The following is a 24,182-nucleotide window of genomic DNA, read 5'->3' as shown; positions in this document are numbered from 1 at the left end:
CAGTGCTTTAACAAGGAATAAGGCCAGCACAACACCGGCCTTATTCTTTGATCCTTATTGTAATGCAATAAATGGAGACTAACTATTACTCGGAAGGAACAGTGATTGTTCCATCAATGATTTGTTTTTTGTATTCTTCAACTTTAGCTAGGATCTCTTCAGAAACGTTGTCCTTAGTATCAGAAATACCTACACCATTATCTTTCAGACCAAGAACGGTTGTAGTACCACCCTTGAACGTACCGTCAATTACTTCTTTAGAAACTTTAAGAACAGCTTCGTCTACACGTTTGATCATGGAAGTCAAAGTAACGTCAGTACCAAACTCGATGGATTGGTCTTTATCTACACCAATAACCCATACTTTAGTACCGCCTGCTTTGTTACGAGCTTTAGCTTCGTTGAATACGCCATTCCCTGTTTGTCCAGCAGCAGGGAAGATAATGTCGTTTCCGTCGTTATACAATGTAGCCGCAAGAGATTTACCAACGTCTGGTTTGTCATAACCACCAGCATAAGTAGGTGTTACTTTAGCTGAAGGGTTAACTGCTGCTACACCAGCTTTAAAGCCAGCTTCAAAACGTTTGATTACAGGGCTTTCCAGACCACCGATGAATGCAACTTTGTTAGTTTTTGTAGTCAGACCAGCAACCACACCAACCAAGAAGGAACCTTCATTTTCGGAGAAAGTAACGGAAGCTACGTTAGGAGCTTCAACTACGCTATCAATGATAGCCAAGTTAGCATTTGGGTTCTCAGTAGCTACTTTTTTAATTGCGTCGCCAAGATCAAAACCAATACCCCAAGTCAAGTTGTATCCATCTTTAACGAAGGAGTTAAGGTTTGGCTCATAGTCAGCATTTGATTTACTTTGCAAGTACTTAACGCCACTACCTGTTTCTTTTTCAAGAGCTTGCAATGCTTCCCATGCGGATTGGTTAAACGATTTATCGTTTACGCCACCAATGTCAGTAACCATACCAAATTTGAAATCGGATTTAGGTGCGTTTGTTCCTGCATTGGTTCCTGCATTAGTTTCACCTTTAGCGGCGTTGTTATTGTTGTTTCCACAGCCTGTCAAAACGACTGTAAGAGACAGCAACATTGCAAGAGATAGCTTTAAACCTTTTTTCATTGAATGTAATCCCCCTTAAAATATTGGATGTCTTCTGTGTTCTGCTTGGACATTCCATTAGTTCAAATTATAACTGCAATAAAATCTAAAATCCAGTGCATAAATGACCTCAGGTCAATAATAATTTGCACTTTTTAGCAAGTAACCGCTTTCCATGACATAGCATGTTACAGTTATGTCTGGTTAATGTCAGAAACCCTGATTTTACTCTGTATAGTATTCCAACACATTACAAATATTATTGCACACTTAAGTGTTTTCTATTATTATGATTCCTTAGTAATTGCACTGAAAGGAAGTTATCAGATCATGACCGAAGAAATAAATCCACAAACAACACCGGCCTTCAAATATTGCCGTGAATCCCGTGTCTTCAAAACCGGACGCGTTTTCCCTAATGATGTCAATAATCACAAAACATTATTCGGTGGCAAGCTTATGAGCGGCATTGATGAAGTAGCCTCCATTTCAGCTATGCGCCATTGTCGAACTAACGTCGTCACAGCCTCTACAGACTCTGTAGACTTCTTGAGACCCATTCGCCCTACGGACTCCGTATGCTTTGAATCCTTCGTCTCCTGGACCGGACGGACAAGCATAGAGGTGTTTGTGAAGATCATTTCAGAAAATCTATACACTGGAGAGCGCGCTGTCGCTGCTACTTCATTCCTAACCTTTGTCGCAGTCGAAGAGGATGGCACACCTACTCCGGTCCCAGCTATCATCCCAGAGACAGACGAAGAGAAGCTGATCAACGAATCTGCTAATGAACGTTCCGAGCTACGAAAAGTTCGCCGCAATATCAGCAAAAAACTCGCCGCTCAATTAAACACCATAAAGTACTGGGAATAGCTCTGCAGATGCAGAGCTTTTTCTTTTATGTAGGGAATTCCAACGCTGCTTCATCCCTATCTTACCGCACAAAAAAGCACCGCTGCATGGGCAACCCGCAGGCGGTGCTTTTCGGTTATATTACAACACTTACGCGTTGATTTTCTCTTTAGCAATACCAGCCAAGGAGTTGAATGCGTTAAGATCATTCACAGCCAGATCAGCCAGCATTTTACGGTTAACTTCTACACCAGCCAATTTCAGGCCGTATACAAGCTTGCTGTAAGAAAGACCGTTCAAACGAGCTGCTGCATTAATACGAACGATCCACAGTCTGCGGAAGTTACGTTTAGTTTGACGACGGTCGCGGTAAGCGTAAACCATCGATTTCATTACTTGTTCTTTAGCTGTTTTAAAAATACGGTGTTTAGAACCGAAATAACCTTTTGCCAATTTCAACACTTTTTTATGTTTACGACGAACTACAAATCCGCCCTTAACTCTTGCCATATTAATAAACCTCCCAAAAATGTGTAATAAACTATTTCAAGTTAGCCAATCCTTGTTTCAAACGTCTTACATCCCCAGGGGCCATTACTGGATTTCCGTTCAGAACGCGCTTAGCGCGTTTAGATTTGTGGGACAGCAAGTGGTTTTTGTGAGCTTTGTAACGTGTTACTTTACCAGTTCCGGTAATTTTGAAGCGGCCTTTCAGGCTGCTGTGTGTTTTCATCTTAGGCATGGTGTTTCCTCCTTGAATATTATGCGGCGCCAAATTGCAGATAAGCAAGTGACTCCAGATTTATTGAGCTTTAGGAGCCAAAATCATAATCATGCTGCGGCCTTCCAGCTTTGGCTGGCGCTCAACAACAGATATATCAGCCACTTCGTTCTTCACTCGTTCGAGGATTTTTTGGCCGATATTCGCGTGTGTAATCTCACGTCCGCGGAAACGTACGGAGCACTTCACTTTATCGCCCTCACCCAAGAACTTGATCACATTGCGGAACTTAGTTTGATAATCATGTTCCTCAATGTTAGCACGGAACCAGACTTCCTTGATATCAACGACCTTCTGGTTTTTACGCGCTTCCTTCTCTTTCTTCTGCGTTTCATAACGGAACTTGCCGTAATCCATGATGCGGCATACCGGCGGCTTAGCCTGTGGTGCTACATTGACTAGATCCAGATTAAGATCGATCGCCATTTGCAGCGCTTCGCGGATCGGTTTAATTCCGATTTGCTCACCTTCCGCACCAACCAACCGTACCTCTTTGGCCCGAATTTCATCATTGATCATATGTTCCTTACTGATAACTCTCCACCTCCGGATCTTTTTAACAACTATTCTCACGTAACTCCATAAAAAAGGGGTGCCGGTAACACCCGACACCCCGTGTTTGATCAACGTTCATGAACATTAACATTCATAAAGCATTGAGATCAAAACCAGCCGGCGAATATGCCAGTCAGGTGAGAAGCAGGTGCTTCTTCTTGCAATCCCTATGATTTGCGTACTTGAATACTATACACCACACTATTTGGGGTGTCAATCCTTTTATGCAGAAATTTCGTGAATTTTATACCTGCTTACTTTGTACTTCTTCAAGTCGTACTACGCGAGTATGCTTGGTATGGCTCCATTGCTTATTGTTCTGCGTGAAGAACGCATAGAACGTAATCGGATACCACGAGATCAAGTAAATCGGGAAGAATACAAGATAAGCATATACTTTCTTGAACGTAACCTTCTCTAATGCCATCGCAATACCAAAAGTCACCAGATTGGCGCCAATAGCCAGGAAGCTGAGCCAGATCGGCAAGCTGCCGTAAATGTTAGCGATATTCGGTCCGTTAAAGAACGCCATATCCACCCACATTACCGCCGTCATTAAAAAAGTGAGCAATACAATATATACATTCGCTCCATAAAGCGCGAGGTCAAACTTCGTTAAGCTGCGTTCTTTAATACTTTGCCAAAGCAATGGGAAAAAATAACGGCGAGCAACAGTGAAGTGCCCCTGCATCCAACGCAGACGCTGTCTTGAGGAGGCCTTGAAGGTTAACGGCTTCTCATCAAATACCTTTGCATCATAATTGAACTTAGGATATACACCATGTGCTGCACTACGCATCGTAAACTCCAAGTCCTCGACCAAACTTGTAGCTCCCCAGCCCATTTCTTTAAGAAGTGTGGTCTCAAAACACATTCCGGTTCCGCCAAGGAAGTTAGCCATATTTAAATTATGGCGTGAAAGTTGCCACAAACGGTTAATATACCAGTACGAAATACCATAAGCAGCTGTAATCCAGGAATCCTCTGGATTCTTGGTGTCGATATAACCTTGGATTACCCGTGCACCTGAACAAAGATCATTATTCATCTCCATCAGGAACTCAGTATGCGCCAAGTTATCGGCATCGAACATGACAACAGCATCATATTGCCGGGGCATAGCCCACAGCTCTTTAAGCATCCATTCTATTGCGTAGCCTTTACCTCTCAGATTTGCATTGGTGCGGACACAAGCGTTCATGCCGTGTTCTCTAACGATGCGAGCTGTACCGTCTGTACAATTGTCACAAATTACAAATACATCGTACAGTTCTGATGGATAATTAAGCTGCTTCAGATTCTCCATTAATGCGCCGACAACTTCTTCCTCGTTATGTGCGGCAACAAGTACGGCAAAAGATTTTTCCGGCTTATACTGCGTTTTTTTCTTTTTCCTGTGCAGTCCGAATAATGAAAACGTAAACTGATAGACTGCGATTGCTGCCAAGATCACTTGGAGCGTAACAAACAGTGCGTCTGTCATGACCTTTTGATGCCCCCTTTTTTCACTCTTGGTGTTCTTTTTTTCTCTCTAGCTTGCTTGACGTTCTTTCTGACCCTTTTGTTGCATCCCTTAACAATAGACCAAGAGTATTCTTATTCTCGGCAGACTTCACAATTTTTATATATGCTGTTTAAAAGAATTCTATGGATTCCTTTTTTTGAATCCTTATTTATCTCTTACCCTTTTAAACAGGTTTAGTCTGCTTGAATCATTGTAAAGCGTAATAGTGCTCTAAGTCAAAACTGGCAAATTTCGTGTAAACCTGAGCTTTTCCTTGAAATGAACTACCTTTAAAAAGTATGATTAAGACAGATCTAAGCTATAGAACGGATTACTGCATTAACATCTGTTAACGGTAGCCGGACTAGCGGAGGGAATTAGATATGAGACATTTATTCATGAAACTACATCTCTGGGAGCGGCATCTTTTTAAGTGGATCAACGGACGAATGCATAATCGTTTTTTGAACTTTTGGCTCTTTTACCTTACTCATTTGGGTGGAGCTACAAGCACGATTGTTATCAATATACTGGTATGGGTATTAGCTCCTGAGCCTTGGAGAACTACAGGTTTACAAGCCTTAACAGCACTAGCTGTCAGCCATATACCCGTAGCTATCGCCAAAAAACTGTACCCGCGTATGCGTCCTTATCTGGCGTTACCGGAAACCAATACTTTTCGTAATCCATTAAAGGATCATTCTTTTCCATCTGGTCATACTACAGCTATCTTTGCTTCTACGGTCCCTTATATGCTGGCGTTTCCTGCTTTGACCGTTATTCTGCTGCCGCTAGCTTGTATTGTCGGATTTTCTCGTATTTATCTTGGATTGCATTATCCATCAGATGTTATAGCTGGCGCAGTGATCGGTTCCTGCGTAGCAGCTGGTACTATAGCCTTATGGATGTAAAGCATTTATTGTTAATAACCGGGAAAACCCTTGAGAATAGGTGAATCAACATTGCGTAAAAAAAGAATCTTAATACTCTCGGAAGGTTTTGGCGCCGGACATACACAAGCAGCTTATGCGTTGTCGAGCAGTCTGCGCCAATTATCGCCTAATTTACAAACGAAGGTGCTAGAACTTGGAAATTTTTTAAACCCCAAGATGGCACCTATTATTCTGTCTGCTTACCGAAAGACGGTAACGACACAGCCAAAATTGATGGGTTATGTCTACCGTCACCAGAAATCATTCAATCGTCTTACCACGCTTGCCTTGCATCGTATATTTTATACGCATGCCAAAAATATTGTGAGACAACTGAAACCCGACGTAATTGTCTGCACACATTTTATTCCAGGTGCTGTAGTGTCCCGCCTAAAGAGATTGGATCCTACCCTAAATGTGCCGCTCGTCACCGTCATAACGGATTATGATGCGCATGCAACCTGGATTAGCCCAGAGGTAGACCTTTACCTGGTTTCAACACCTGAGGTTAAATCCAAATTGCGCAGCCGAAATATTCCTGCCACGAAAATTCAGGTAACAGGTATACCGATACACCCTAATTTTTGGAAGCATCCCGGAAAGCAGGAGATTCGAGAGCAATTCAATCTGCGGGAGATGCCAACCGTTCTTGTCATGGGCGGCGGCTGGGGAATCATGAACGACCAAGTCGTAAACGCTTGTCTGGCGGAATGGCGTGACAAGATTCAGATTGTTTTCTGTCTCGGCAATAACGAACAGCTGCTAAAGGAAATGAAAGAAGACCCGCATTATAATCATCCTAATATTTCCTTACTCGGCTTTACGCGTGAAATCCACAAGCTGATGGAGGTGTCCGATCTGCTGGTTACAAAACCGGGAGGAATGACCTGCAGTGAAGGGCTTGCAAAAGGTATTCCGATGCTCTTCCATCACCCTCTTCCCGGGCAGGAGGAGGAGAATTGCCGCTACTTTACTGCAGCCGGCTTCGGAGAACCCATCGAATCTTTAGAGGTTGTCGAAATGTGGATGGAGCGCCTCTTAAACAACTATGAGGATGTGCAAAACAAGCGCAAACTTCATCTTGAAGAAATTGCGCGCTACCATCCTTTACAATGTGCTCAGAGTATCATCGAATTATTGGAATAGTTAATTTAAAAAAGCGGCAGCCTCCAAACTACTTTACTTGGAGAGTTGCCGCTTTATTATTGAAGCATGCCATTTGGAGCAGTGCTTTGTAACTACAGCCGATATTTATCCAATCGGGTAGCCTGATACTGTTTGAGTGCTTCTGCACCTACAATTGCCTCGCAACGATGGATATTCACGCCACGTCCGACAAATTTCGTCTCATATTCTGTCATGATATGATCCTCGTTGATGATGCCATCTGCATGTAGGTCCAAAGAAATATTTTTCATCTGCAAGCCAAAGTCCGCAAAGGCATTTAATGAGAACTCAAAAAGACTGCGGGAATCTGTTTTCAGATGAATTTCACCTAGATCGCTAAGCAAACCGCGATATTTGTCAAGAAAACGCGGATGTGTCAAACGACGCCGGGCATGCTTGCTTTTAGGCCACGGATCGCTGAAATTAAGATAAATCCGCTCAAGCTCTCCCGGAGCAAATACTTCCTCAGCATAATCGATATTTGCAAGTGCCAATTTCAGGTTAGGCGGTGTTTCATGTCCTGCCGGCTCCCATACTGCTCTAGCCTTATCTCCAGCACGGCGGATCAGCTCATCATACATATCCACTCCGATAAAGTTAATATCAGGATATTTAAAGCTCATTTGGCTGATAAACTGTCCTTTGCCCATTCCGAACTCCACATGGATCGGATGATCGTTACCGAACAGCTTGGACCACTCACCTTTATAACTCCGAGGATCTAGAATGACTAAATCCGTCTGTTCTTCCAAACTTTCACGTATTCCTTTTCTTCCGCGTAAACGCATAGGTATTCCTCCGATTATCTCTTATACGATAACTGTCACTTGCAATATTGTGCCGAAATTGTCCCAAAAAGTAAAGGGATTGCGGTAAAAAAAGAAAAAGGAATTCTCTGGTTCAGCTCTTAAATGAGCTGTTCAGAGGAATTCCTTCGTTGTTGTATATTGGAATAGATTTCGTTCTTGTCTGGCAAATCAGGATTTACTTTGTGTTTGTGGCAAATGTCTTTTTTTCGAATGCGCTACGAATTTTGCGCTGCGCATCTGTCTTGATCTTAGGGTTGCCGTTAAATTCCACGCCCGTTAGTGCAAGGGCTTCATCTGGTGTTAAGTGGACTTCAATCGAATCTTTACCCTCAGCATATACCGTTTGAGAATTCATTGCTATCACCTCACGGTTATTATTATGGATCGGACGACACGAAATTATGAACTCTTGGATGAATTTCTTTATGCCACAGCAGCTTTTCACACTCTGAATATAACATACTATGTAAGCATTTTCAAGCTGAAAGCGCCTTATTTCCTGCCTATTTTTCATGCCGTTATGAAGAGTCAATGTTACGCCGAGCTCGGTTTTTTGATACAATGTATTGGATTATAAGAAACGGCTGTGCGTTCTCTGGGATAAGGACGCCATCTGTCTCAGAAAAATATAAGGATAAGGAATCTTATCCATAATTATATTTTCAGAAAGGGGCTTCTCGTGTCTAATCTTCAATACACTTCTCCTCCGCAACTTTGGGGAGATAAACGTTTTCATACTTGGAATTACGAAATGCGTGAACACATGAACACCAAGGTATTCAAAGTTATGCTTGATGCAGGCTTTACCTGTCCCAATCGTGACGGCTCCATTGCTAAGGGAGGCTGCACATTTTGCAGTGCCAGAGGTTCTGGTGATTTTGCCGGAAGCCGCCGAGATGACCTAGTCACACAATTCAATAACGTCCGTGACAGACAGCATCTGAAATGGCCAAATGCTAAATATATCGGTTACTTCCAAGCCTATACTAATACGTACGCTCCGGTCGAAGAGCTGAGAGAATATTTCGAAGTTATTTTGCAGCAGCCTGGTGTCGTTGGATTGTCTATTGCTACTCGCCCTGACTGTCTGCCGGATGATGTGGTCGAATATTTAGCAGAGCTGAACAAGCGTACGTATCTTTGGGTAGAGATGGGTCTTCAGACTATACATGACTCCACTTCTGAGCTTATTAACCGGGCGCATGATACGCAGTGTTATGTGGAGGCTGTGGAGAAGCTGCGCCGTCACAATATTCGGATCTGTACCCATATCATTCACGGTCTCCCACAGGAGACGCACGAAATGATGCTTGAAACGGTATCTGCTGTAGCTCGCATGGATGTGCAGGGAATTAAGATTCACCTTCTGCATCTCATGCGCAAAACACCAATGGTGAAGCAGTATGAAGCAGGATTGCTCCGATTCATGGAACAGGACGAGTATGTGAAGCTGATTGCTGATTCACTTGAAATTCTGCCCCCTGAGATGATTGTTCATCGCTTGACTGGAGATGCCCCACGGGATCTCTTAGTTGGACCGATGTGGAGTCTCAAGAAATGGGAAGTGCTAAATGCCATTGACGATGAGCTTGTTGCTCGTGATACTTGGCAGGGTAAGTATTGGAGGAAGGGCTAATGGGCTTTATGTCCGTTCTAAGCTTTGCTCATAAATTAATCTCTGAGCGGCTAACTTTAGGTGACCGTGCGATTGATGCAACTGTAGGTACTGGTGCTGACACGCTTTTTCTAGCCAAAACAACCGGAGCTCGTGGCGAAGTCTACGGCTTTGACATTCAAGCTGCGGCGCTGAAGCTGGCAGAAGAACGTCTCCGGCTTGCGCGGGAGGACACTTCCTCACTCTCTGCCGTTACCTTACTGGAACGCAGCCATGCCGAAATGGCAGAAGCCGTCCCGGCTAACTGGCCAGGCACCGTTGGTGCTATAATGTTCAATCTTGGCTATCTGCCTTCAGGCGATGCCGACAAGAATATCATTACTGAGCCGGATAGCTCTATTGCAGCCCTGGAAGCTTCACTCCAGCTGCTGCGTCCGGGGGGAATTATTACGGCTGTACTGTATCCTGGCCATGCAGGCGGAGATCTCGAAGCCGCCGCTGTTGAAGCTTGGGCTGCGACTGTTTCCCCTAAGGTAGCGCAGAGCATTGTATACCGCCAGCTGCAGCGCACGGACGCACCTTATGTAATTGCCCTCGAGAAGAAAAAAGGTTCCCCATCTTAAGCTTTGTAAACAATCAAACTATCTTGTAATTGGGAAGGAAGATTACGAATGACACAACCATATCCTTTAAAATTTCAACCGGAGTTTAAAGAACGTGTCTGGGGTGGCCGCGCGCTGGAGAAATTCGGCCTTAATCTACCAGAAGGTCATATTGGTGAAGGCTGGATGATTGCCGATCATGCGAATGGAACATCTTCAGTGGTTAATGGAGAATTAGCTGGACAAGGTCTGGATCAAATTCGTGAGCAATTTGGTCATGAGTGGTTCGGAAGCAAGGGAATATCAGAAGCTGGCGGAAGATTTCCACTCTTGATCAAATTGTTGGATTGCAACGACAACCTTTCCGTTCAAGTCCACCCTACGGATGATTATGTAGGATTGCCTAAAGGTGAACTGGGTAAAACAGAGATGTGGTACGTATTAGACGCTAAGCCAGATGCAAAAATCATCTACGGCCTTAAAGAAGGCGTAGACCGTGAAACATTACGCGAAGCACTGGAAAAAGGCACGGTTATGGATAGCCTTCAAGAGGTATCTGTCTCCGCTGGCGATTCCTTCTACATCCCTGCCGGAACGGTACATGCTCTATGTGCTGGTGTCGTTGTAGCGGAAATTCAACAGAATTCCGACACTACATACCGTATTTATGACTACGACCGTCCAGGTCTAGATGGAAAACCACGCGAGCTTCATATCGAGGATTCTCTGAATGTTACAGCTTATGAAGGCGCCGGCGCTACTTCGATGAAGACCGATCATGCAGTGCCTGGAGAGTGGCTGCAGCTTGCCGCTTCACCTTATTTTATTGTCGAAAAAGGGATCGTAAATGGTTCATGGGATCTCACCACTTCAGAAGACAGCTTCACTATTCTGGTTATCTGCGAAGGCAGCGGACATCTGACTTGGGAAGGCGGCTCCCAGCCTTATGCCGCAGGGGAATGTTATCTGATTCCTTCCAACCTAGGCCGTTATACTATCGAGGGTCATTCTACTGTGCTTCGCTCTTATTTACCATAAGTCGAGAACCTTTAGGAGGAATGGACCATGAAGGAAAACAGCTTTACTCTAACGGATCCCATAGGTGTAACCATCCATGTCTATGAATGGTTACCTGAGTCCGATGTGCCAGTTAGAGGAATCGTGCAAATTTCACACGGGATGTGTGAAACTGCCGCCCGCTACGCTCGTTTTGCGGAAGCTTTAACCGGGGTTGGTTATGCAGTATATGCCAATGACCACCGGGGACATGGTAGAACCGCTGGTCAAGTCAATCTGCTTGGTGATGTTGGGGAGGACGGATTTTATTGGATGCGGCGCAATCTTCTGCAGGTAGGTGCCGCAGCACTCTCCAAGCATGAAGGAAAGCCCATCATTTTATTCGCACACAGTATGGGTTCCTTTCTGGGTCAAAAACTCATGTGCGAAGAAGGCAACGAAATCTATTCAGGGTTTATCCTAAGCGGGACAAACGGTCCACGCAGTATGCTGCGTATTGGAGAATCTCTGGCAAGCGCGCAGCTTAAGCTAAAGGGTGAGCATCATCGCAGTGTACTGCTGAACAGTCTGGTATTTGGCAGCTATAACCGCGCCTTTTCCCCGGTCAGAACAACATTTGACTGGCTGAGCAGCGATACTGCGGAAGTAGATAAGTACATTTCCGATCCATTCTGCGGAGCTATTTGTACAACACGCTTTTTCCGTGGTTTCTTCCACCTCCTAAGAGAGATCCATACTGAGGAATCACTTAGCACATTGTGTACAGGTAAGCCCATTTATATATTTGGTGGGGATAAGGACCCTGTCGGTATGAACGGTCAAGGCATTCCCCGTCTTGCGGAGTTGTATAAGAAACGAGGAGTGTCAGACGTTGAGTATCGACTCTATCCAGAAGGCAGACACGAAATGCTAAATGAAGTGAATCGAGATCAAGTCACAGCCGATGTGCTCAACTGGTTAGAGCGCCACCTTCCTTCAGAGGTTGCTAAGATAAGTTAAGAAAAAACGCGGTTGTTAGTGAATTTATGAGACGAGAAATGAGACAACAAATGTGGCAACATAGAAGCGATGCTCCCGGTATTTGGGAGATCGCTTCTTTGCGGTTTGCGGTTTGCGGTTTTGCGTTTTGCGTTTTGTGTTTTGCGTTTTGCGTTTTGCGTTTTGCGTAGCTTGTCTCAGCAGACTTCTCAATCTAACAATCTCCAGTGCCTCCGCGCATCTGAACTTTAGTAAATAAACTTCCCCCACCGCTAATGGACTCAGTTGACGCTGTCTTCAGCTCAGCGCTCTCCCACACCACGTACAAACTCGTTGTCGCTAGCTACACATCATCACCATTCCCCCTCTACTTTCGGACTCAGTTGACACTAACTACACATCATTACTCTCCCCTCCACTTTCGGACTCAGTTGACACTAACTACACATCATTACTCTTCCCGCTAATTTCGGACTCGGTTAACACTAACTACACATCGTCACTCTCCCCTCCACTTTCGGGCTCAGTTGTCACTAGCTACATATCATCACCTTCCCCCGCCGCTTTCGGACCCAGATGACGCTATTTGCTAATTTTCAAACATTCGAGCTAGGTTTCGGACTCCAGTGCAGCTATTCATGTGAAACAGGTTCATATTGGGTGTTTTTCGTGCCAATAGCGACTATGCGGTCCGTTAGCATCCAAAAAACAGGATATTTCCACGTATAAGGTCCGCTGGGTCCGCCTGCGTCGGGTTACTCACCGCTTCCGGACTCAGATGATGCTATTTGCTATTTTCAGACATTCGAGCTAGGTTTCGGACTCAGCTGTCACTAACTACACATCATCACTTTCCCCCTCCACTTTCGGACTCAGTTGACACTTACTACACATCATTACTCTCCCCGCTACTTCCGGACTCAGATGGCGCTATTTTCTAATTTATAGCCTTTCGAGCTAGATATAGGACTCCAGTGCAGCTATTCATGTGAAACAGGATCATATTTGGTGTGTTTCGTGCAAATAGCGACTATGCGGTCCGTTAGCATCCAAAAAACAGGATATTTCCACGTTTAAGGTCCGCTGGGTCCGCCTACGCCGAGTCATTACACTCTCCGCTGATTTCGGACTCAGTTAACACTAACTACACATCGTCACTCTCCCCTGCCACTTTCGATCTCAGTTGTTACTAACTAAACTCATTACTCTCCCCGCTACTTCCGGACTCAGTTGACGTTATTTGCTGATTTATAGCCTTTCGAGCTAAATATCGTACTCCAGTACAGCTATTCATGTGAAACAGGTTCATATTGGGTGTTTTTCGTGCCAATAGCGACTATGCGGTCCGTTAGCATCCAAAAAACAGGATATTTCCACGTATAAGGTCTGCTGGGTCCGCCTACGCCGAGTCATTACACTCTCCGCTAATTTCGGACTCAGTTAACACTAACTACACATCGTCACTCTCCCCTGCCACTTTCGATCTCAGTTGTTACTAACTACACTCATTACTCTCCCCGCTACTTCCGGACTCAGTTGACGTTATTTGCTGATTTATAGCCTTTCGAGCTAAATATCGGACTCCAGTACAGCTATTCATGTGAAACAGGTTCATATTGGGTGTGTTTCGTGCCAATAGCGACTATGCGGTCCTTTAGCATCCAAAAAACAGGATAATTCCACGTTTAAGGTCTGCTGGGTCCGCCTGCGTCGGGTTACTCACCGCTTCCGGACTCAGATGACGCTATTTGCTAATTTATAGACTTTCGAGCTAGATATCGGACTCCAGTGCAGCTATTCATGTGAAACAGGTTCATATTGGGTGTGTTTCGTGTCAATAGCGACTATGCGGTCCGTTAGCACCTAAAAAACAGGATAATTCCACGTATTAGGTCCGCTGGATCCGCCTGCGTCGGGTTACTCACCGCTTTCGGACTCAGTTGTCACTAGCTACACATCATCATCATCTTCCTCCTCCGCTTCGGACTCAATTGACACTAACCACACATCATTACTCTCCCCGCTACTTCCGGACTCAGTTGACGCTATTTGCTGATTTATAGCCTTTCGAGCTAGGTTTCGGACTCCAGAGAAGCTATTCATGCGAAACAGGTTCATATTGGGTGTTTTTCGTGACAATAGCGACTATGCGGTCCGTTAGCATCAAAAAAACAAGATAATTCCACGTATAAGGTCCGCTGGGTCCGCCTGCGTCGGGTTACTCACCGCTTTCGGACCCAGTTGTCAATATCCCCACCATCTCTCTCCACCACCACATGCGGACTCAATCGCCACTAGCTCCACCTCATCCCCTTCCCAGCCACTTGTGAATCCAGATGACGCTATCGCCCAAGACAAAAAAATAGACCGTCCCATAAAGGAACGGTCTATCCTTCCACCCGCCTATTACAAGGGCAGTGTGTAGTACTGAGCGCGTTGGCTCTCGTTCTGCTGATACATTACGATTAGTAGCGTGCGCCCTTCCCTAATGGAAGCGGGCTCCGCTACAGCTACAGCCGAGCTTGCTGCTTGCGCAGTCTCTTCTAAACTACTATCCGCTGCTCCCTGTAATGGCGAGTCTGCCGAAGCCAAAGACTCTGGATTAGCCATATCAGCTTCACCATCCTCAAGGCCCTCATCGGCACGCATGCCGCTGATGGAATCCAGCACCGCTTCCAGCGAGAATGGCAATACTTCCAGCACAGTATACTTTTGCAGTTCTCTTTCGTTAAGTCCTGCTTCTGCTAACTGGGCAGAAATTTGACCCGGATTAGCCGCGATATCTTTCAAATAGCTCGACCAATCCGACTTATCCAGCACGAAATCCCACCAGATTTTGCGCGGCTTGTACTTGTGTCCAAGAAAATAGTCCAGCTTCATCAAGCCAGTTATAACATCCATAGACGGCGTCCCGCGATCTATCAGGAAGGACTGCAAGCGGGTAAAGAGATCTTCCAGCTGATGGCCAATCTTTTGCCAGCCTCTCTCCTCCCAATAGTCACCGAACTCCTGAAAGAAATCGAATGGCGAATCAAATACATGTCGGATCAAGTACTTGGCCGTATGGTCCATCCGGTGGCTGTTCCAGTATTTCTCCAGCACATCCTCAAGCCGCTTCAAACGGATAATGTCTGAGAAAGGCATCATATGACTGCTAAGGATTTCATAAGGTGCGTGTTCCATATACGTGTACTCATATTTAGACGCCTGCGCCCGCAGCCCCGTTCCCCGCAGCATTTTGAGGAATCCTAGCTGTAGCTCTTCCGGCTCCATAACGAATACATCATTAAACGTTTTACGGAAGGTGCTGTAATCCTCCATAGGTAATCCGGCAATCAAATCCAGATGCTGATCGATATTGCCGCTTGCCTTAATCTTCATTACGGTACGGGACAGCTTTTTGAAATTCTGGCGGCGTTTAACAAGCTCATTCGTCTCATCGTTGGTAGATTGCACCCCAATTTCAAATCTAAAAATACCCGGAGGCGCATTCTTAGATAGGAAATCCAGAACTTCCGGCCGCATGATATCTGCGGTAATTTCGAACTGAAACACGCAGCCTTGATGATTATCGATCAGGAATTGAAACATTTCCATCGCATAGTTGCGGTTGATATTAAAGGTACGATCCAGAAATTTAATGATTTTGGCGCCATTCTGTATTAAATAGAGCAGATCAGATTTCACTCGTTCAATATCATAATAACGTACGCCTACCTCAATACTAGATAAACAGAACTGGCAGTTAAATGGGCACCCGCGGCTTGTCTCAAAATAAACAATACGTTTACTCAAATCTGGAATATCCTCAGGAAAACGATGCGGCGTAGGCAGCGTATTCAGATCGCTTTTGGGACGTGGTGGATTGACAATGATCTCCTCTCCCTTGCGATAAGCGGCTCCATACACAAAGTGAAACTTACGATCATCCCTTAGCTCCTGCAGCAAATGGTGGAACGTCTCTTCCCCATCTCCATTAACTATAAAATCAATGCCAGCTTCTCTTTTCATCCAATGAAGCGGCTCATACGAAACTTCCGGTCCTCCGAGAACAATCGTAACTTCAGGCATCACTTGCTTAAGAATACCAATCAGCTTCAGCGTCTCTTCGATGTTCCAGATATAACAGGAGAAACCAATCACATCTGGCCGTTTCTGAAACAAGTCGGACACAATATTCATCACGGGATCTTTGATGGTGTACTCTGCCAAATGAATATCCTTAAATTCATGCTCACTGTACGCTTTTAGCAAGCGGATTGCGAGCGAGGTATGAATATATTTGGCGTTTAACGTGGTCAGGACGATTTTCATGCTACACGACCTTTTCTACATTTCATTTTGAAAAAACTCTAAGAATGCCTTACCGTACTTCCGGTATTTCACTTCCCCAACACCCTTTACCCTCAGCATTTCCGCTTCGGTCTGCGGGCAAACCACACTCATCTCACGCAGCGTGGCATCATTAAAAATAATGTACGACGGCACATGCTCGCGTCCTGCCAATTCACGCCGGATAAGACGCAGCTGCTCAAAGACAGTCTCATTGACGGCTGATGGCGACAGGTCATGCCCCCGGCTACGAACTCTCGTACCAGATGTTGTACCTGTCCGCGAAGGCCGTGCCACACGCTGCATCACCTCACGCTGTCCGCGCAGGACCTCAGCAGCCAGAGGCTGAAGCCGTACTACAGGGTACTGGCCTTCCGACAAGGCAAGATACCCTTCTGAGATGAGCACATTGATACTCTCTGAGATTTCCTTCTCCGTCCGGCTCGACATCGCCCCATGTGTGGGCAGCTTATCGAAGCCGTACTGCATCACCTTTTGATTGCGAGAGCCTTTCAGCACAGATGCCACCAACGCTACACCATAACGCTCCCGCATGCGGTGGATGCAGGAGAAAATCTTTTGCGCATCGACGGTCATATCCACTAGCTCTCGTTCATCCGTACATGAGCTGCAGATACCACATGGCTTGTCCCCATGCTCTTCCCCGAAATAATCCAGCTGGGCACTGCGCAAGCAGCGGGTAGTATAGCAATAATCAATCATTTGCTGAAGCTTGCGATATTCGTTAGCTTTACGGTCATTATCCTGTGGATTCTGCTCGATCAGGAACTTTTGCGTCATAATATCCTGCGCACTAAACAGCAAAATACATTCACTCGGCTCCCCGTCACGTCCAGCACGACCTGCTTCCTGAACATAAGCTTCCATATTTTTGGGCATATTGTAGTGAATTACGTACCGGACATTGGATTTATCAATCCCCATCCCAAAGGCATTCGTAGCCACCATGACCCGGATATCGTCATAGAGGAACCCTTCCTGGCTATCTGCCCGCTCCTGGTCGTTCATACCCGCATGATAGCGACCTGCCGCTATGCCCGAAGCTTGCAGCCTCTGATACAGATCATCTACTTCTTTGCGGGTTGCCGCATATACAATCCCCGGCTGGTGAGAATGCGTAGCCGCATAATCCATAACGAACTCCCGCTTGTTCTCTCCCCGCAGCACGGACATTGCCAGATTATCTCTTCCTAGCCCCGTCATGAAAATACCCGGCTCGCGCAAGCGCAGCAGCCGGACCATATCCTCCATAACCTCCGGCGTCGCCGTGGCGGTAAATGCTGCCAGGATCGGACGTTCAGGCAGCTCATCTACAAATGGAGATACCGACAGATAACTTGTCCGGAAATCATGTCCCCACTGGGATACACAGTGCGCTTCATCAACAGCCACGCAGGAAATAGACAGCTCAGCCATTTCCAGACGGAACCAGTCCAGCTCAAGTCTTTCGGGCGCAACATAGAGCAGCTTCAAATCGCCCCGCCGGGCAGCCCGAATCCGCTCATTCACTTCTTTTCCGCTTAACGTGCTATTAATAAAGGCTGCCGGAATACCCGCAGTAGTTAACGCATCCACCTGGTCTTTCATCAGCGAGATCAGTGGTGATATCACCAGTGTCAGCCCTGGCAGGAGCAGTGCAGGAACCTGATAACAGATCGATTTCCCGCCACCCGTAGGGAGGATTCCCAGTGTGTCGCGTCCTTCCAGCAAGTTCTGAACAATCTTTTTCTGGCCATCCCGAAAGTCTGGATAACCGTAATATTTTTGCAGCTCAGCCTGCGCCTGTTCAATAGTAGGTGCTTGCATCTTCATATCTCTCATAACTCCTTAGGCGTTTCTATCTTTAGTTTAGCGGTCAATGGTGTAATGAGCAACACTTCTTAACTATCATCACCCTGTTCTTCTTTTGACATATTTACATAAAAGGTCTTCTTTTAAGCCAAGCTTTAATAAGCGTGATTTCATAGAAAGGTGGAGCGACCGTGCAAAATTGGAAACAAAAATATACCTCCTTTAAACAAAAGCCTGCACGTAACGAGTCCTCTGCCCAGGACAATCGTCCAGTAAAGCCATTGGATTCCAGCCTGAAGAGCAATATAAGCTTCATTCGACAAGTCTTTGGAGAAGACAGCGACCTTATTGTCCGTAACTTCAAGGTATACGGTAGATATGATGCGGCTATTATCTTTTTTTCTTCTGTGGTGGACCAGAATCAAATTCAGAACTATGTTTTAAAGCCATTAATGAATGTTTCCTCCGACCACTCAGAAATTCCAAAAGATCTAAAGGATTTACCTGATTACATCTGGAGTATGACGGTACAAGTCACACAAGGTAACCGCACTAAGGACCTAAATACTCTAGTCTCCGTCTTGTTGGATGGAAATGTAGTTCTAATCATAGATGGAATGGATCAGGCACTTTACTTCAATCTGCGTAAAATTGAGCATCGTAGCATTGAGCAACCTCAAACTGAACAAGTTATACGCGGTTCGCGTGATGGGTTTATAGAGAATTTAGAATCCAATATCTCTTTGCTTCGCTATCGACTACAAACGCCGGATTTTCGTGTAGTAACTGCCCCTCTTGGCGTACGGACGCGCTCAAAAGTAGCTGTTTGTTATATCGAAGGAATAGCCGATCCAGGGCTAGTTCAAAAGGTGATGAAGAGATTATCAGCAATAAATGTAGACGGCATCCTTGATGCGGGGTATATCGAGCAATTTATAGAGGATCATCCCCTTTCCCCGTTTCCACAGGTTCAGCCAACCGAACGTCCGGATAAATCTATAGCCTCTTTATTAGAAGGACGAGTCATCATCCTTGTAGATGGCTCACCTTTCTGCCTCATCGTCCCGGCACTTTTCAATCAATTCTTTCAGACGATGGATGACTATACGGAACGTTTTATCGTAGGAAGCCTCCTAAGAATGATCCGCCTGATCGCATTATTATTTTCCCTTTTCTTCCCTGCCTTATATGTATCCATTATCTCTTTCAATCCTGAGCTACTGCCGACAGAGTTCGCCGTAGCAATAACAGGTGCAAGAGCTGGCGTACCCTTTCCAGCCGTATTGGAAGTTCTGATTATGGAAGTCTTCATGGAGGTGCTGCGCGAAGCAACCATTCGCCTACCGCAAATGATTGGCGGGGCTCTTTCTATTGTAGGTGTGCTTGTCATTGGTCAGGCAGCCGTAGCAGCAGGTCTGGCGAGTCCAACCACCGTAGTTGTTGTCGCTATAACGACCATAGGGTCTTTTGCCACACCCGCTTACAATGCCGCAATCTCTTCAAGAATGCTTAGATTTCCATTGATCATATTGGCAGGCTGCTTTGGCCTGTACGGAGTAATGCTGGGCACTATTGTTATTATCAACCACTTATTATTCCTGGAATCTTTTGGCGTTCCCTACATGACCCCCTTTGTCCCTACGATATGGAAGGACCTTAAGGATAGTATCGTTCGGGTACCTTTATGGTGGATGCGAAGCCGCCCAAGCTTTCTTAATACACCTGATCCTGATCTTCTTGCGAAGGATATTCCGAAAATGCATACCGATCTGATTTTTAAGGAGAAAAGTGAAGCTGATGAATAGTAACCGCCCCATAACAACGATCCAAGTCATGGCTGTAATCGTTAGTACGATTATAGGAATAGGAATCTTAAGTATTCCTCGTTATATGGCTGAAGCCGGAGACAGTGGTGCACCGCTCGTGACTGCTTCTGGTGTACCTGTTGCTTTTTTGGGTTGCTGGTTTACAGCAGCTGTCTGCCGAAAATTCCCGAACGAAACGTTGTTCGTATTCAGCCGCCGCCTTCTCGGAACTGGGCTCGCGGATATTTTCTCCATTTTTATTTCTTTGTTTTTTGCTTTCTCTGCCGGGATCACCATGCGCCAATTCGGAGAAGTATGTATTGCGGTTGTCTTTAAAAAGACACCCATCGAAGCAGTAATTCTCTTAATGCTCCTACTGGTTGCCTTATCAATCCGAAGAAATATTGTGAAATTCACTTATGTTCATGTTTTCTATTTACCTTTTATTCTATTATCTGTTATAGCAATTGCCTTGGTAGCTATGAAAAATGTTGACGTTCTAAACTTGCTACCCCTCACCGGAAATCACACCACCTTTTCAAGCTTTTCCAAAGGAACGATTACGTCTGCTGGCCTTTATCAGGGCACATTTGTCATCATCCTGCTGGTTCCTTTAATGAAAAAACCTCAACAGATCCTTAAAGCAGGCACTGTTGCGCTTTGTATCATTGGATTCATTTATGTAATGATCGTTTGGGTCACTTTAGGCATGTTTGGAGCTCAAGAAACCAAATTACTTTCCTATCCAACCTTAGAAGCAGCTCGCTCCATATCCATCGGCGCAGGACTTTTAGAACGGTTTGATGCTCTTTTTATAATAATTTGGGTGGTTTCTATATTCACTTCCATCTTTACGAACTACTACTTAGCTGCATACTCTCTGCAACAAGTGCTGCGGCACAAGGATCACCGCCTAATATCCAGCTTCTTACTTCCACTTATCATCACTTTTTCACTTTTGCCGAGAAATATATTTCAGGTCTATTCATTTGCTAGCATTACAGCGATAATCGGTTTGATTTTTTTGACCTTCTATCCTCTTTTATTATGGTTAGTCTCTCTAATCCGAAATAAAGGAGCCATTTCTCATGAATAAAAAAATTTACAAGCGTGTAGTTCTTATATTTATTCTCTCACTCATGTCTGGCTTACTCTCAGGGTGCTGGGACCAGCTTGAAATAGAAGACCGTGCATTGGTACTAGGGTTATCCATTGATTCCGTCCCTCCAGACAGCAAAATAAATGATGATCAAACCACTCATCTTAAAAGCGCAAATATTAACCTTCCCAAAATCCGTGTGACCGCCCAAATTGCGGTTCCGGGAAGAGTTCCACTCGGACCAGGCAGCGGGGGTGAAGGCGGAGGCGTGAATCAAAATCCAGTATGGGTCGTAGAAGTGTACGGGTACACCTTAGATGACGCCATGAACAATTTACAGCAGCAAATTTCTGATCCACGTTATCTAATTCATTTACGAGTGATTATTATTAGTGAGGACATCGCAAAAAAAAGCATGAATGACTTAAATGATTATTTGCGGCGAAATCCAGAAGTTCGTCGCCGGACCTGGCTGCTAGTATCCGAAGGGGAGGCTGCTAAATTTATGAATATTAATCCTCCGCTGCAGCGAGTGCCGACCCTTTACATCCTCTCCACCATGGAAAAAGCAGTAACATCAGGAAAATTCCCCGCTGATTATATAGGTGTATTCTGGTCAGCAGAATCCAAATGGGGCGAAAGTGGTTATCTGCCTTACGTCTCATTACATCAGGAAGACAATATCATGATTAAAGGCCTAGCTTACTTTAGTGGTGGAGTGATGGTCGGATCGACGATTCCGATTGAGATTGGCGCATATATGTCCATGAAGGGCATTAATCCCGGGGGATACTCCGATCTTTTTTATGCTGATGAATTCGGTCCGGTGATGCTCAAGGTCAACGACCGGTTCACGAGGGTGAAGGTTCATTTCAAAGAGGGCAAACCTCACATCACCTATAACCTCACTTTAGAGGCGGCTCTAGATGAGCATTTACGTAGTGATATCCCTATCGATTCCAGCCGTTCTTTAGAAAAGATTGAAGATATTTTTCAAAAGAGAGTGATCGGTATTTTCAACCACCTTATCGAAGAAACTCAACAAGCGCATTCCGATGTCTTTGGCATGGGTGAATATATTCGTGCATATGCTCCCTCCTACTGGAAAGCCAATATTCGTGACAAACATGACTGGGAGCAGCAGTATTCCAATCTCAGTGTTGAAGTTAAGTTGAAAACTCACATCGACAGAGTAGGTCTTAAACAAAATTAAATGACGTTTATGGGAGGCTCTACTATGCTCTATCACCAGCTAACCTACGTAATTGTTGCGCTGCTGATCTCCAGTGTTCTGTTGCTTACTGTGGATACTAAAATATATGCAGTCAATGCTATGCACCGGGAAAAAAAATATGCCCGCGTGTTAGGCTGGGTATATCTCGGTTTATTCCTGCTACTTGGATTGGCCCAGCTGTTCTATTTATGAGCATTTACAAATCAAACCAGTACGCCTGCCCTCTCCATAGTATTTCTTCACAGCCCATGGTATATTGAGGAGTACAATATTAAAGGACGGAGAATGCATCCATGAACTCAAGAAGAAATCCTAAAGAAACAGCCAAAAGAGGTACTCGTTCTCACAGCAAGCCTACTGGCAAGCTTAACCATAAAACTAAAGCACCCTCAGCACCCAAGTCTTTTACTGTAAACGAACCTTCTGAACTGTTGCCCTTCTTACTCACCCACGTCACGGGTCGAGGACGAAATGCGATTAAATCCATCCTATCGCGTGGACAAGTGTCGGTGAATGATAAGGTAGTTACACAGCATAATTTCCAACTGCATCCGGGTCAAAACGTTACTATTGATCAAGAGAAGCCTGTACAAACAGCAGAGATGATCGGACTTAAAATCGTTCATGAGGATGATGACCTGATTATTGTTCAAAAGGATGCTGGACTGCTATCTATCGCCACTGCGGAAGAAAATGAATTGACGGCTTACCGCCAGCTTATGGAGCATGTCCGTGTTAGCAATCCAAAAAATCGGATTTTTGTCGTACACCGTTTGGACAGAGATACTTCAGGCGTAATGATGTTTGCCAAAAGCGAACGGATTCAGCAGGCATTACAAACTACGTGGAAAGATACTGTGAAGGAACGTTCTTACGTAGCGCTCGTCGAAGGCGCGGTTAAAAGACCTGAAGGCAAGATAAGCTCTTGGCTCAAAGAAACCTCAACCCTTAAAATGTATTCCAGTCCTCATGAAGGCGATGGACTACATGCAATTACACATTATAAACTTATTCAGGCTAACCGCCATTTTTCCTTGCTAGAGGTTAAGCTCGAAACCGGACGAAAAAATCAGATTCGGGTGCATATGGCAGATATCGGCCACCCTATCGCAGGTGACAAGAAATATGGGGCAGAGACCAAAACGGTAGGAAGACTTGGCCTACATGCTCGAGTGCTCTCTTTTATTCATCCAACCACTGGAGAACTAATGACCTTTGAGAGCCCGATTCCGAAGACGTTCCTGAAATATACTGCGCCTGCGCCTACAAACTAAGAATTGAACGTATACCCACGACTGACGAGCCTTCCCGCTTATAGGAAGCCGTAACTTCTACACAAGATGCCCGGTCCATTTGGTCCTGGGCGTCTTTTTTTAACTTCCTATCACATCATGTTACAATATAAATAAACAAAGAAGGTGCCCTTATTGTTCCATCCTACTGTTTTCGATAATATTAAGATCGCCTTTGAGAACCAGGTTTATGACTACGATAATTTAGACGGAATACTGGTGGTTACGGATCGCTCCGACCTTCTGAATATGGCGCTGATGTCCAGAGAGTTCAGTCTCTCCTTCCAATTAACTGCAGGCAGGAAAGTAACCGCCGAAATCCTGCTCACTTCGACCACGAAAGATCTCAGCGATGAAATCATGGAGGTTCCTAATACGGATCCCGGCTGTAATCTTTCACTTCGTTTTTATATGGAAGTCGAAGATATTCCTAGCGAATGTCAGGCGATAGACAGTATTCTAAAAGCGATCTGGGGACCTGATTTCCAGCCTGTGCAATCTTTAAGCTTCATATATGGCCAGGAAAGTGAAACTTACAATAACTGCATCGAGCTGCAATTCAAAAGACAACTTACAGAAGAACAAATGGAGGACATTCCAAACCTGCTAAGCCACCTGCTGCAAAGTGCAGAAGAACTGGAATCCTTCACGGTATAATTCCTACTTTTTAACGTTCGAACTA

23 protein-coding genes and 1 other annotated feature are annotated in these 24,182 nt (G+C 45.1%); of the genes, 13 read left to right on the top strand and 10 right to left on the bottom strand.

Going from position 1 to position 24,182, the window contains the following annotated elements:
- Positions 1 to 85 precede the first annotated feature (85 nt).
- Positions 86 to 1,135, bottom strand: coding sequence for a BMP family protein (locus MHB37_RS06345; RefSeq protein ID WP_076107271.1), 1,050 nt, complete (start codon positions 1,133 to 1,135; stop codon positions 86 to 88).
- 309 nt (positions 1,136 to 1,444) lie between these two features.
- On the opposite strand from MHB37_RS06345, the gene MHB37_RS06340 reads away from it, so the two are divergent.
- Entirely contained in the window at positions 1,445 to 1,987 is a 543-nt protein-coding gene (locus MHB37_RS06340) for an acyl-CoA thioesterase (protein WP_051491073.1), read from the top strand.
- 129 nt (positions 1,988 to 2,116) lie between these two features.
- Here the strand turns inward: MHB37_RS06340 and rplT are convergent, their stop codons facing one another.
- The 4 genes from rplT to MHB37_RS06320 all read right to left on the bottom strand — a co-directional run bounded on the left by rplT (position 2,117) and on the right by MHB37_RS06320 (position 4,785).
- A complete protein-coding gene (gene rplT, locus MHB37_RS06335; RefSeq protein WP_036679505.1) occupies positions 2,117 to 2,476 on the bottom strand; it encodes a 50S ribosomal protein L20 in 360 nt (119 codons plus the stop codon).
- Positions 2,477 to 2,507: 31 nt separating this feature from the next.
- A complete protein-coding gene (gene rpmI / locus MHB37_RS06330; protein WP_036679507.1) occupies positions 2,508 to 2,708 on the bottom strand; it encodes a 50S ribosomal protein L35 in 201 nt (66 codons plus the stop codon).
- Between the two features lie 60 nt (positions 2,709 to 2,768).
- On the bottom strand, positions 2,769 to 3,266 hold the full coding sequence (gene infC / locus MHB37_RS06325; RefSeq protein ID WP_036679510.1) for a translation initiation factor IF-3: 498 nt from the start codon (positions 3,264 to 3,266) through the stop codon (positions 2,769 to 2,771).
- A gap of 57 nt (positions 3,267 to 3,323) precedes the next feature.
- Positions 3,324 to 3,468, bottom strand: a sequence feature (ribosomal protein L20 leader region).
- A gap of 78 nt (positions 3,469 to 3,546) precedes the next feature.
- The gene (locus tag MHB37_RS06320; protein ID WP_036679513.1) at positions 3,547 to 4,785 is read right to left on the bottom strand and encodes a glycosyltransferase family 2 protein; all 1,239 of its coding nucleotides are present in this window, start codon (positions 4,783 to 4,785) and stop codon (positions 3,547 to 3,549) included.
- Positions 4,786 to 5,189: 404 nt separating this feature from the next.
- On the opposite strand from MHB37_RS06320, the gene MHB37_RS06315 reads away from it, so the two are divergent.
- Both MHB37_RS06315 and MHB37_RS06310 read left to right on the top strand, forming a co-directional pair.
- Positions 5,190 to 5,717, top strand: coding sequence for a phosphatase PAP2 family protein (locus MHB37_RS06315; protein WP_076128062.1), 528 nt, complete (start codon positions 5,190 to 5,192; stop codon positions 5,715 to 5,717).
- A 51-nt stretch (positions 5,718 to 5,768) separates the two neighbouring features.
- Positions 5,769 to 6,884, top strand: coding sequence for an MGDG synthase family glycosyltransferase (locus tag MHB37_RS06310; protein ID WP_076128064.1), 1,116 nt, complete (start codon positions 5,769 to 5,771; stop codon positions 6,882 to 6,884).
- Between the two features lie 92 nt (positions 6,885 to 6,976).
- On the opposite strand, the gene trmB is transcribed toward MHB37_RS06310, so the two are convergent.
- Together trmB and MHB37_RS06300 are read right to left on the bottom strand one after the other, a co-directional pair.
- Complete coding sequence (gene trmB, locus MHB37_RS06305) at positions 6,977 to 7,693, bottom strand: tRNA (guanosine(46)-N7)-methyltransferase TrmB (RefSeq protein ID WP_036679523.1); 717 nt, start codon at positions 7,691 to 7,693, stop codon at positions 6,977 to 6,979.
- A 196-nt stretch (positions 7,694 to 7,889) separates the two neighbouring features.
- Complete coding sequence (locus MHB37_RS06300; RefSeq protein ID WP_036679526.1) at positions 7,890 to 8,069, bottom strand: hypothetical protein; 180 nt, start codon at positions 8,067 to 8,069, stop codon at positions 7,890 to 7,892.
- Positions 8,070 to 8,393: 324 nt separating this feature from the next.
- Between MHB37_RS06300 and MHB37_RS06295 the strand changes: the two genes are divergently transcribed.
- The 4 genes from MHB37_RS06295 to MHB37_RS06280 are packed head-to-tail and all read left to right on the top strand — an operon-like array spanning position 8,394 to position 11,947.
- Entirely contained in the window at positions 8,394 to 9,350 is a 957-nt protein-coding gene (locus MHB37_RS06295; RefSeq protein ID WP_076107276.1) for a TIGR01212 family radical SAM protein, read from the top strand.
- On the top strand, positions 9,350 to 9,952 hold the full coding sequence (locus MHB37_RS06290; protein WP_076185418.1) for a class I SAM-dependent methyltransferase: 603 nt from the start codon (positions 9,350 to 9,352) through the stop codon (positions 9,950 to 9,952). The genes MHB37_RS06295 and MHB37_RS06290 overlap by 1 nt, the downstream gene beginning before the upstream one ends.
- A gap of 48 nt (positions 9,953 to 10,000) precedes the next feature.
- Complete coding sequence (locus MHB37_RS06285) at positions 10,001 to 10,969, top strand: type I phosphomannose isomerase catalytic subunit (RefSeq protein ID WP_076128070.1); 969 nt, start codon at positions 10,001 to 10,003, stop codon at positions 10,967 to 10,969.
- Between the two features lie 27 nt (positions 10,970 to 10,996).
- Entirely contained in the window at positions 10,997 to 11,947 is a 951-nt protein-coding gene (locus MHB37_RS06280) for an alpha/beta hydrolase (protein ID WP_340393486.1), read from the top strand.
- Positions 11,948 to 14,170: 2,223 nt separating this feature from the next.
- On the opposite strand, the gene MHB37_RS06275 is transcribed toward MHB37_RS06280, so the two are convergent.
- Genes MHB37_RS06275 through recQ form a run of 3 tightly spaced genes read right to left on the bottom strand, consistent with a single transcriptional unit; the run spans position 14,171 to position 18,091 of the window.
- Entirely contained in the window at positions 14,171 to 14,302 is a 132-nt protein-coding gene (locus MHB37_RS06275; protein ID WP_312150965.1) for a hypothetical protein, read from the bottom strand.
- Between the two features lie 30 nt (positions 14,303 to 14,332).
- The gene (locus MHB37_RS06270; RefSeq protein WP_405169049.1) at positions 14,333 to 16,240 is read right to left on the bottom strand and encodes a B12-binding domain-containing radical SAM protein; all 1,908 of its coding nucleotides are present in this window, start codon (positions 16,238 to 16,240) and stop codon (positions 14,333 to 14,335) included.
- 15 nt (positions 16,241 to 16,255) lie between these two features.
- Positions 16,256 to 18,091 (bottom strand): DNA helicase RecQ, encoded by a 1,836-nt coding sequence (gene recQ / locus MHB37_RS06265; protein ID WP_248547826.1) that lies wholly within the window; start codon positions 18,089 to 18,091, stop codon positions 16,256 to 16,258.
- 170 nt (positions 18,092 to 18,261) lie between these two features.
- On the opposite strand from recQ, the gene MHB37_RS06260 reads away from it, so the two are divergent.
- From MHB37_RS06260 to MHB37_RS06235, 6 genes are all read left to right on the top strand, one after another.
- Positions 18,262 to 19,875, top strand: a complete 1,614-nt coding sequence (locus MHB37_RS06260) for a spore germination protein (RefSeq protein WP_139330130.1) — start codon at positions 18,262 to 18,264, stop codon at positions 19,873 to 19,875.
- On the top strand, positions 19,868 to 20,971 hold the full coding sequence (locus MHB37_RS06255; protein ID WP_076128078.1) for an endospore germination permease: 1,104 nt from the start codon (positions 19,868 to 19,870) through the stop codon (positions 20,969 to 20,971). The genes MHB37_RS06260 and MHB37_RS06255 overlap by 8 nt, the downstream gene beginning before the upstream one ends.
- Positions 20,964 to 22,187, top strand: a complete 1,224-nt coding sequence (locus MHB37_RS06250) for a Ger(x)C family spore germination protein (protein ID WP_076193012.1) — start codon at positions 20,964 to 20,966, stop codon at positions 22,185 to 22,187. The genes MHB37_RS06255 and MHB37_RS06250 overlap by 8 nt, the downstream gene beginning before the upstream one ends.
- Positions 22,188 to 22,211: 24 nt before the next feature.
- Entirely contained in the window at positions 22,212 to 22,400 is a 189-nt protein-coding gene (locus tag MHB37_RS06245; RefSeq protein WP_076185706.1) for a CLC_0170 family protein, read from the top strand.
- 101 nt (positions 22,401 to 22,501) lie between these two features.
- Positions 22,502 to 23,482 carry an RluA family pseudouridine synthase gene (locus MHB37_RS06240; RefSeq protein WP_405169048.1) on the top strand — a complete coding sequence of 327 codons (981 nt, stop codon included), beginning with the start codon at positions 22,502 to 22,504 and terminating at the stop codon, positions 23,480 to 23,482.
- Between the two features lie 153 nt (positions 23,483 to 23,635).
- Positions 23,636 to 24,157 (top strand): hypothetical protein, encoded by a 522-nt coding sequence (locus MHB37_RS06235; protein WP_076185708.1) that lies wholly within the window; start codon positions 23,636 to 23,638, stop codon positions 24,155 to 24,157.
- The last annotated feature ends 25 nt before the right edge of the window (positions 24,158 to 24,182 follow it).

The sequence above is a fragment of the Paenibacillus sp. FSL H3-0286 genome (assembly GCF_045040705.1).
Taxonomy (GTDB): Bacteria; Bacillota; Bacilli; order Paenibacillales; family Paenibacillaceae; genus Paenibacillus_AQ; species Paenibacillus_AQ odorifer.
Note: the sequence above shows the minus strand (reverse complement) of the source record. Positions and strands in the feature narration are given on the sequence as shown.

Bases quoted from the DNA above. Each gene is read 5' to 3' on its own strand.
- infC (WP_036679510.1), bottom strand. From the start codon at position 3,266: ATGATCAATGATGAAATTCGGGCCAAAGAGGTACGGTTGGTTGGTGCG.
- MHB37_RS06255 (WP_076128078.1), top strand. From the start codon at position 19,868: ATGAATAGTAACCGCCCCATAACAACGATCCAAGTCATGGCTGTAATC.
- MHB37_RS06340 (WP_051491073.1), top strand. From the start codon at position 1,445: ATGACCGAAGAAATAAATCCACAAACAACACCGGCCTTCAAATATTGC.
- MHB37_RS06240 (WP_405169048.1), top strand. From the start codon at position 22,502: ATGAACTCAAGAAGAAATCCTAAAGAAACAGCCAAAAGAGGTACTCGT.
- MHB37_RS06315 (WP_076128062.1), top strand. From the start codon at position 5,190: ATGAGACATTTATTCATGAAACTACATCTCTGGGAGCGGCATCTTTTT.
- MHB37_RS06250 (WP_076193012.1), top strand. From the start codon at position 20,964: ATGAATAAAAAAATTTACAAGCGTGTAGTTCTTATATTTATTCTCTCA.
- rplT (WP_036679505.1), bottom strand. From the start codon at position 2,476: ATGGCAAGAGTTAAGGGCGGATTTGTAGTTCGTCGTAAACATAAAAAA.
- MHB37_RS06345 (WP_076107271.1), bottom strand. From the start codon at position 1,135: ATGAAAAAAGGTTTAAAGCTATCTCTTGCAATGTTGCTGTCTCTTACA.
- MHB37_RS06275 (WP_312150965.1), bottom strand. From the start codon at position 14,302: ATGGGACGGTCTATTTTTTTGTCTTGGGCGATAGCGTCATCTGGATTC.
- MHB37_RS06280 (WP_340393486.1), top strand. From the start codon at position 10,997: ATGAAGGAAAACAGCTTTACTCTAACGGATCCCATAGGTGTAACCATC.
- MHB37_RS06270 (WP_405169049.1), bottom strand. From the start codon at position 16,240: ATGAAAATCGTCCTGACCACGTTAAACGCCAAATATATTCATACCTCG.
- rpmI (WP_036679507.1), bottom strand. From the start codon at position 2,708: ATGCCTAAGATGAAAACACACAGCAGCCTGAAAGGCCGCTTCAAAATT.
- MHB37_RS06300 (WP_036679526.1), bottom strand. From the start codon at position 8,069: ATGAATTCTCAAACGGTATATGCTGAGGGTAAAGATTCGATTGAAGTC.
- MHB37_RS06285 (WP_076128070.1), top strand. From the start codon at position 10,001: ATGACACAACCATATCCTTTAAAATTTCAACCGGAGTTTAAAGAACGT.
- MHB37_RS06290 (WP_076185418.1), top strand. From the start codon at position 9,350: ATGGGCTTTATGTCCGTTCTAAGCTTTGCTCATAAATTAATCTCTGAG.
- recQ (WP_248547826.1), bottom strand. From the start codon at position 18,091: ATGAAGATGCAAGCACCTACTATTGAACAGGCGCAGGCTGAGCTGCAA.
- MHB37_RS06320 (WP_036679513.1), bottom strand. From the start codon at position 4,785: ATGACAGACGCACTGTTTGTTACGCTCCAAGTGATCTTGGCAGCAATC.
- MHB37_RS06245 (WP_076185706.1), top strand. From the start codon at position 22,212: ATGCTCTATCACCAGCTAACCTACGTAATTGTTGCGCTGCTGATCTCC.
- trmB (WP_036679523.1), bottom strand. From the start codon at position 7,693: ATGCGTTTACGCGGAAGAAAAGGAATACGTGAAAGTTTGGAAGAACAG.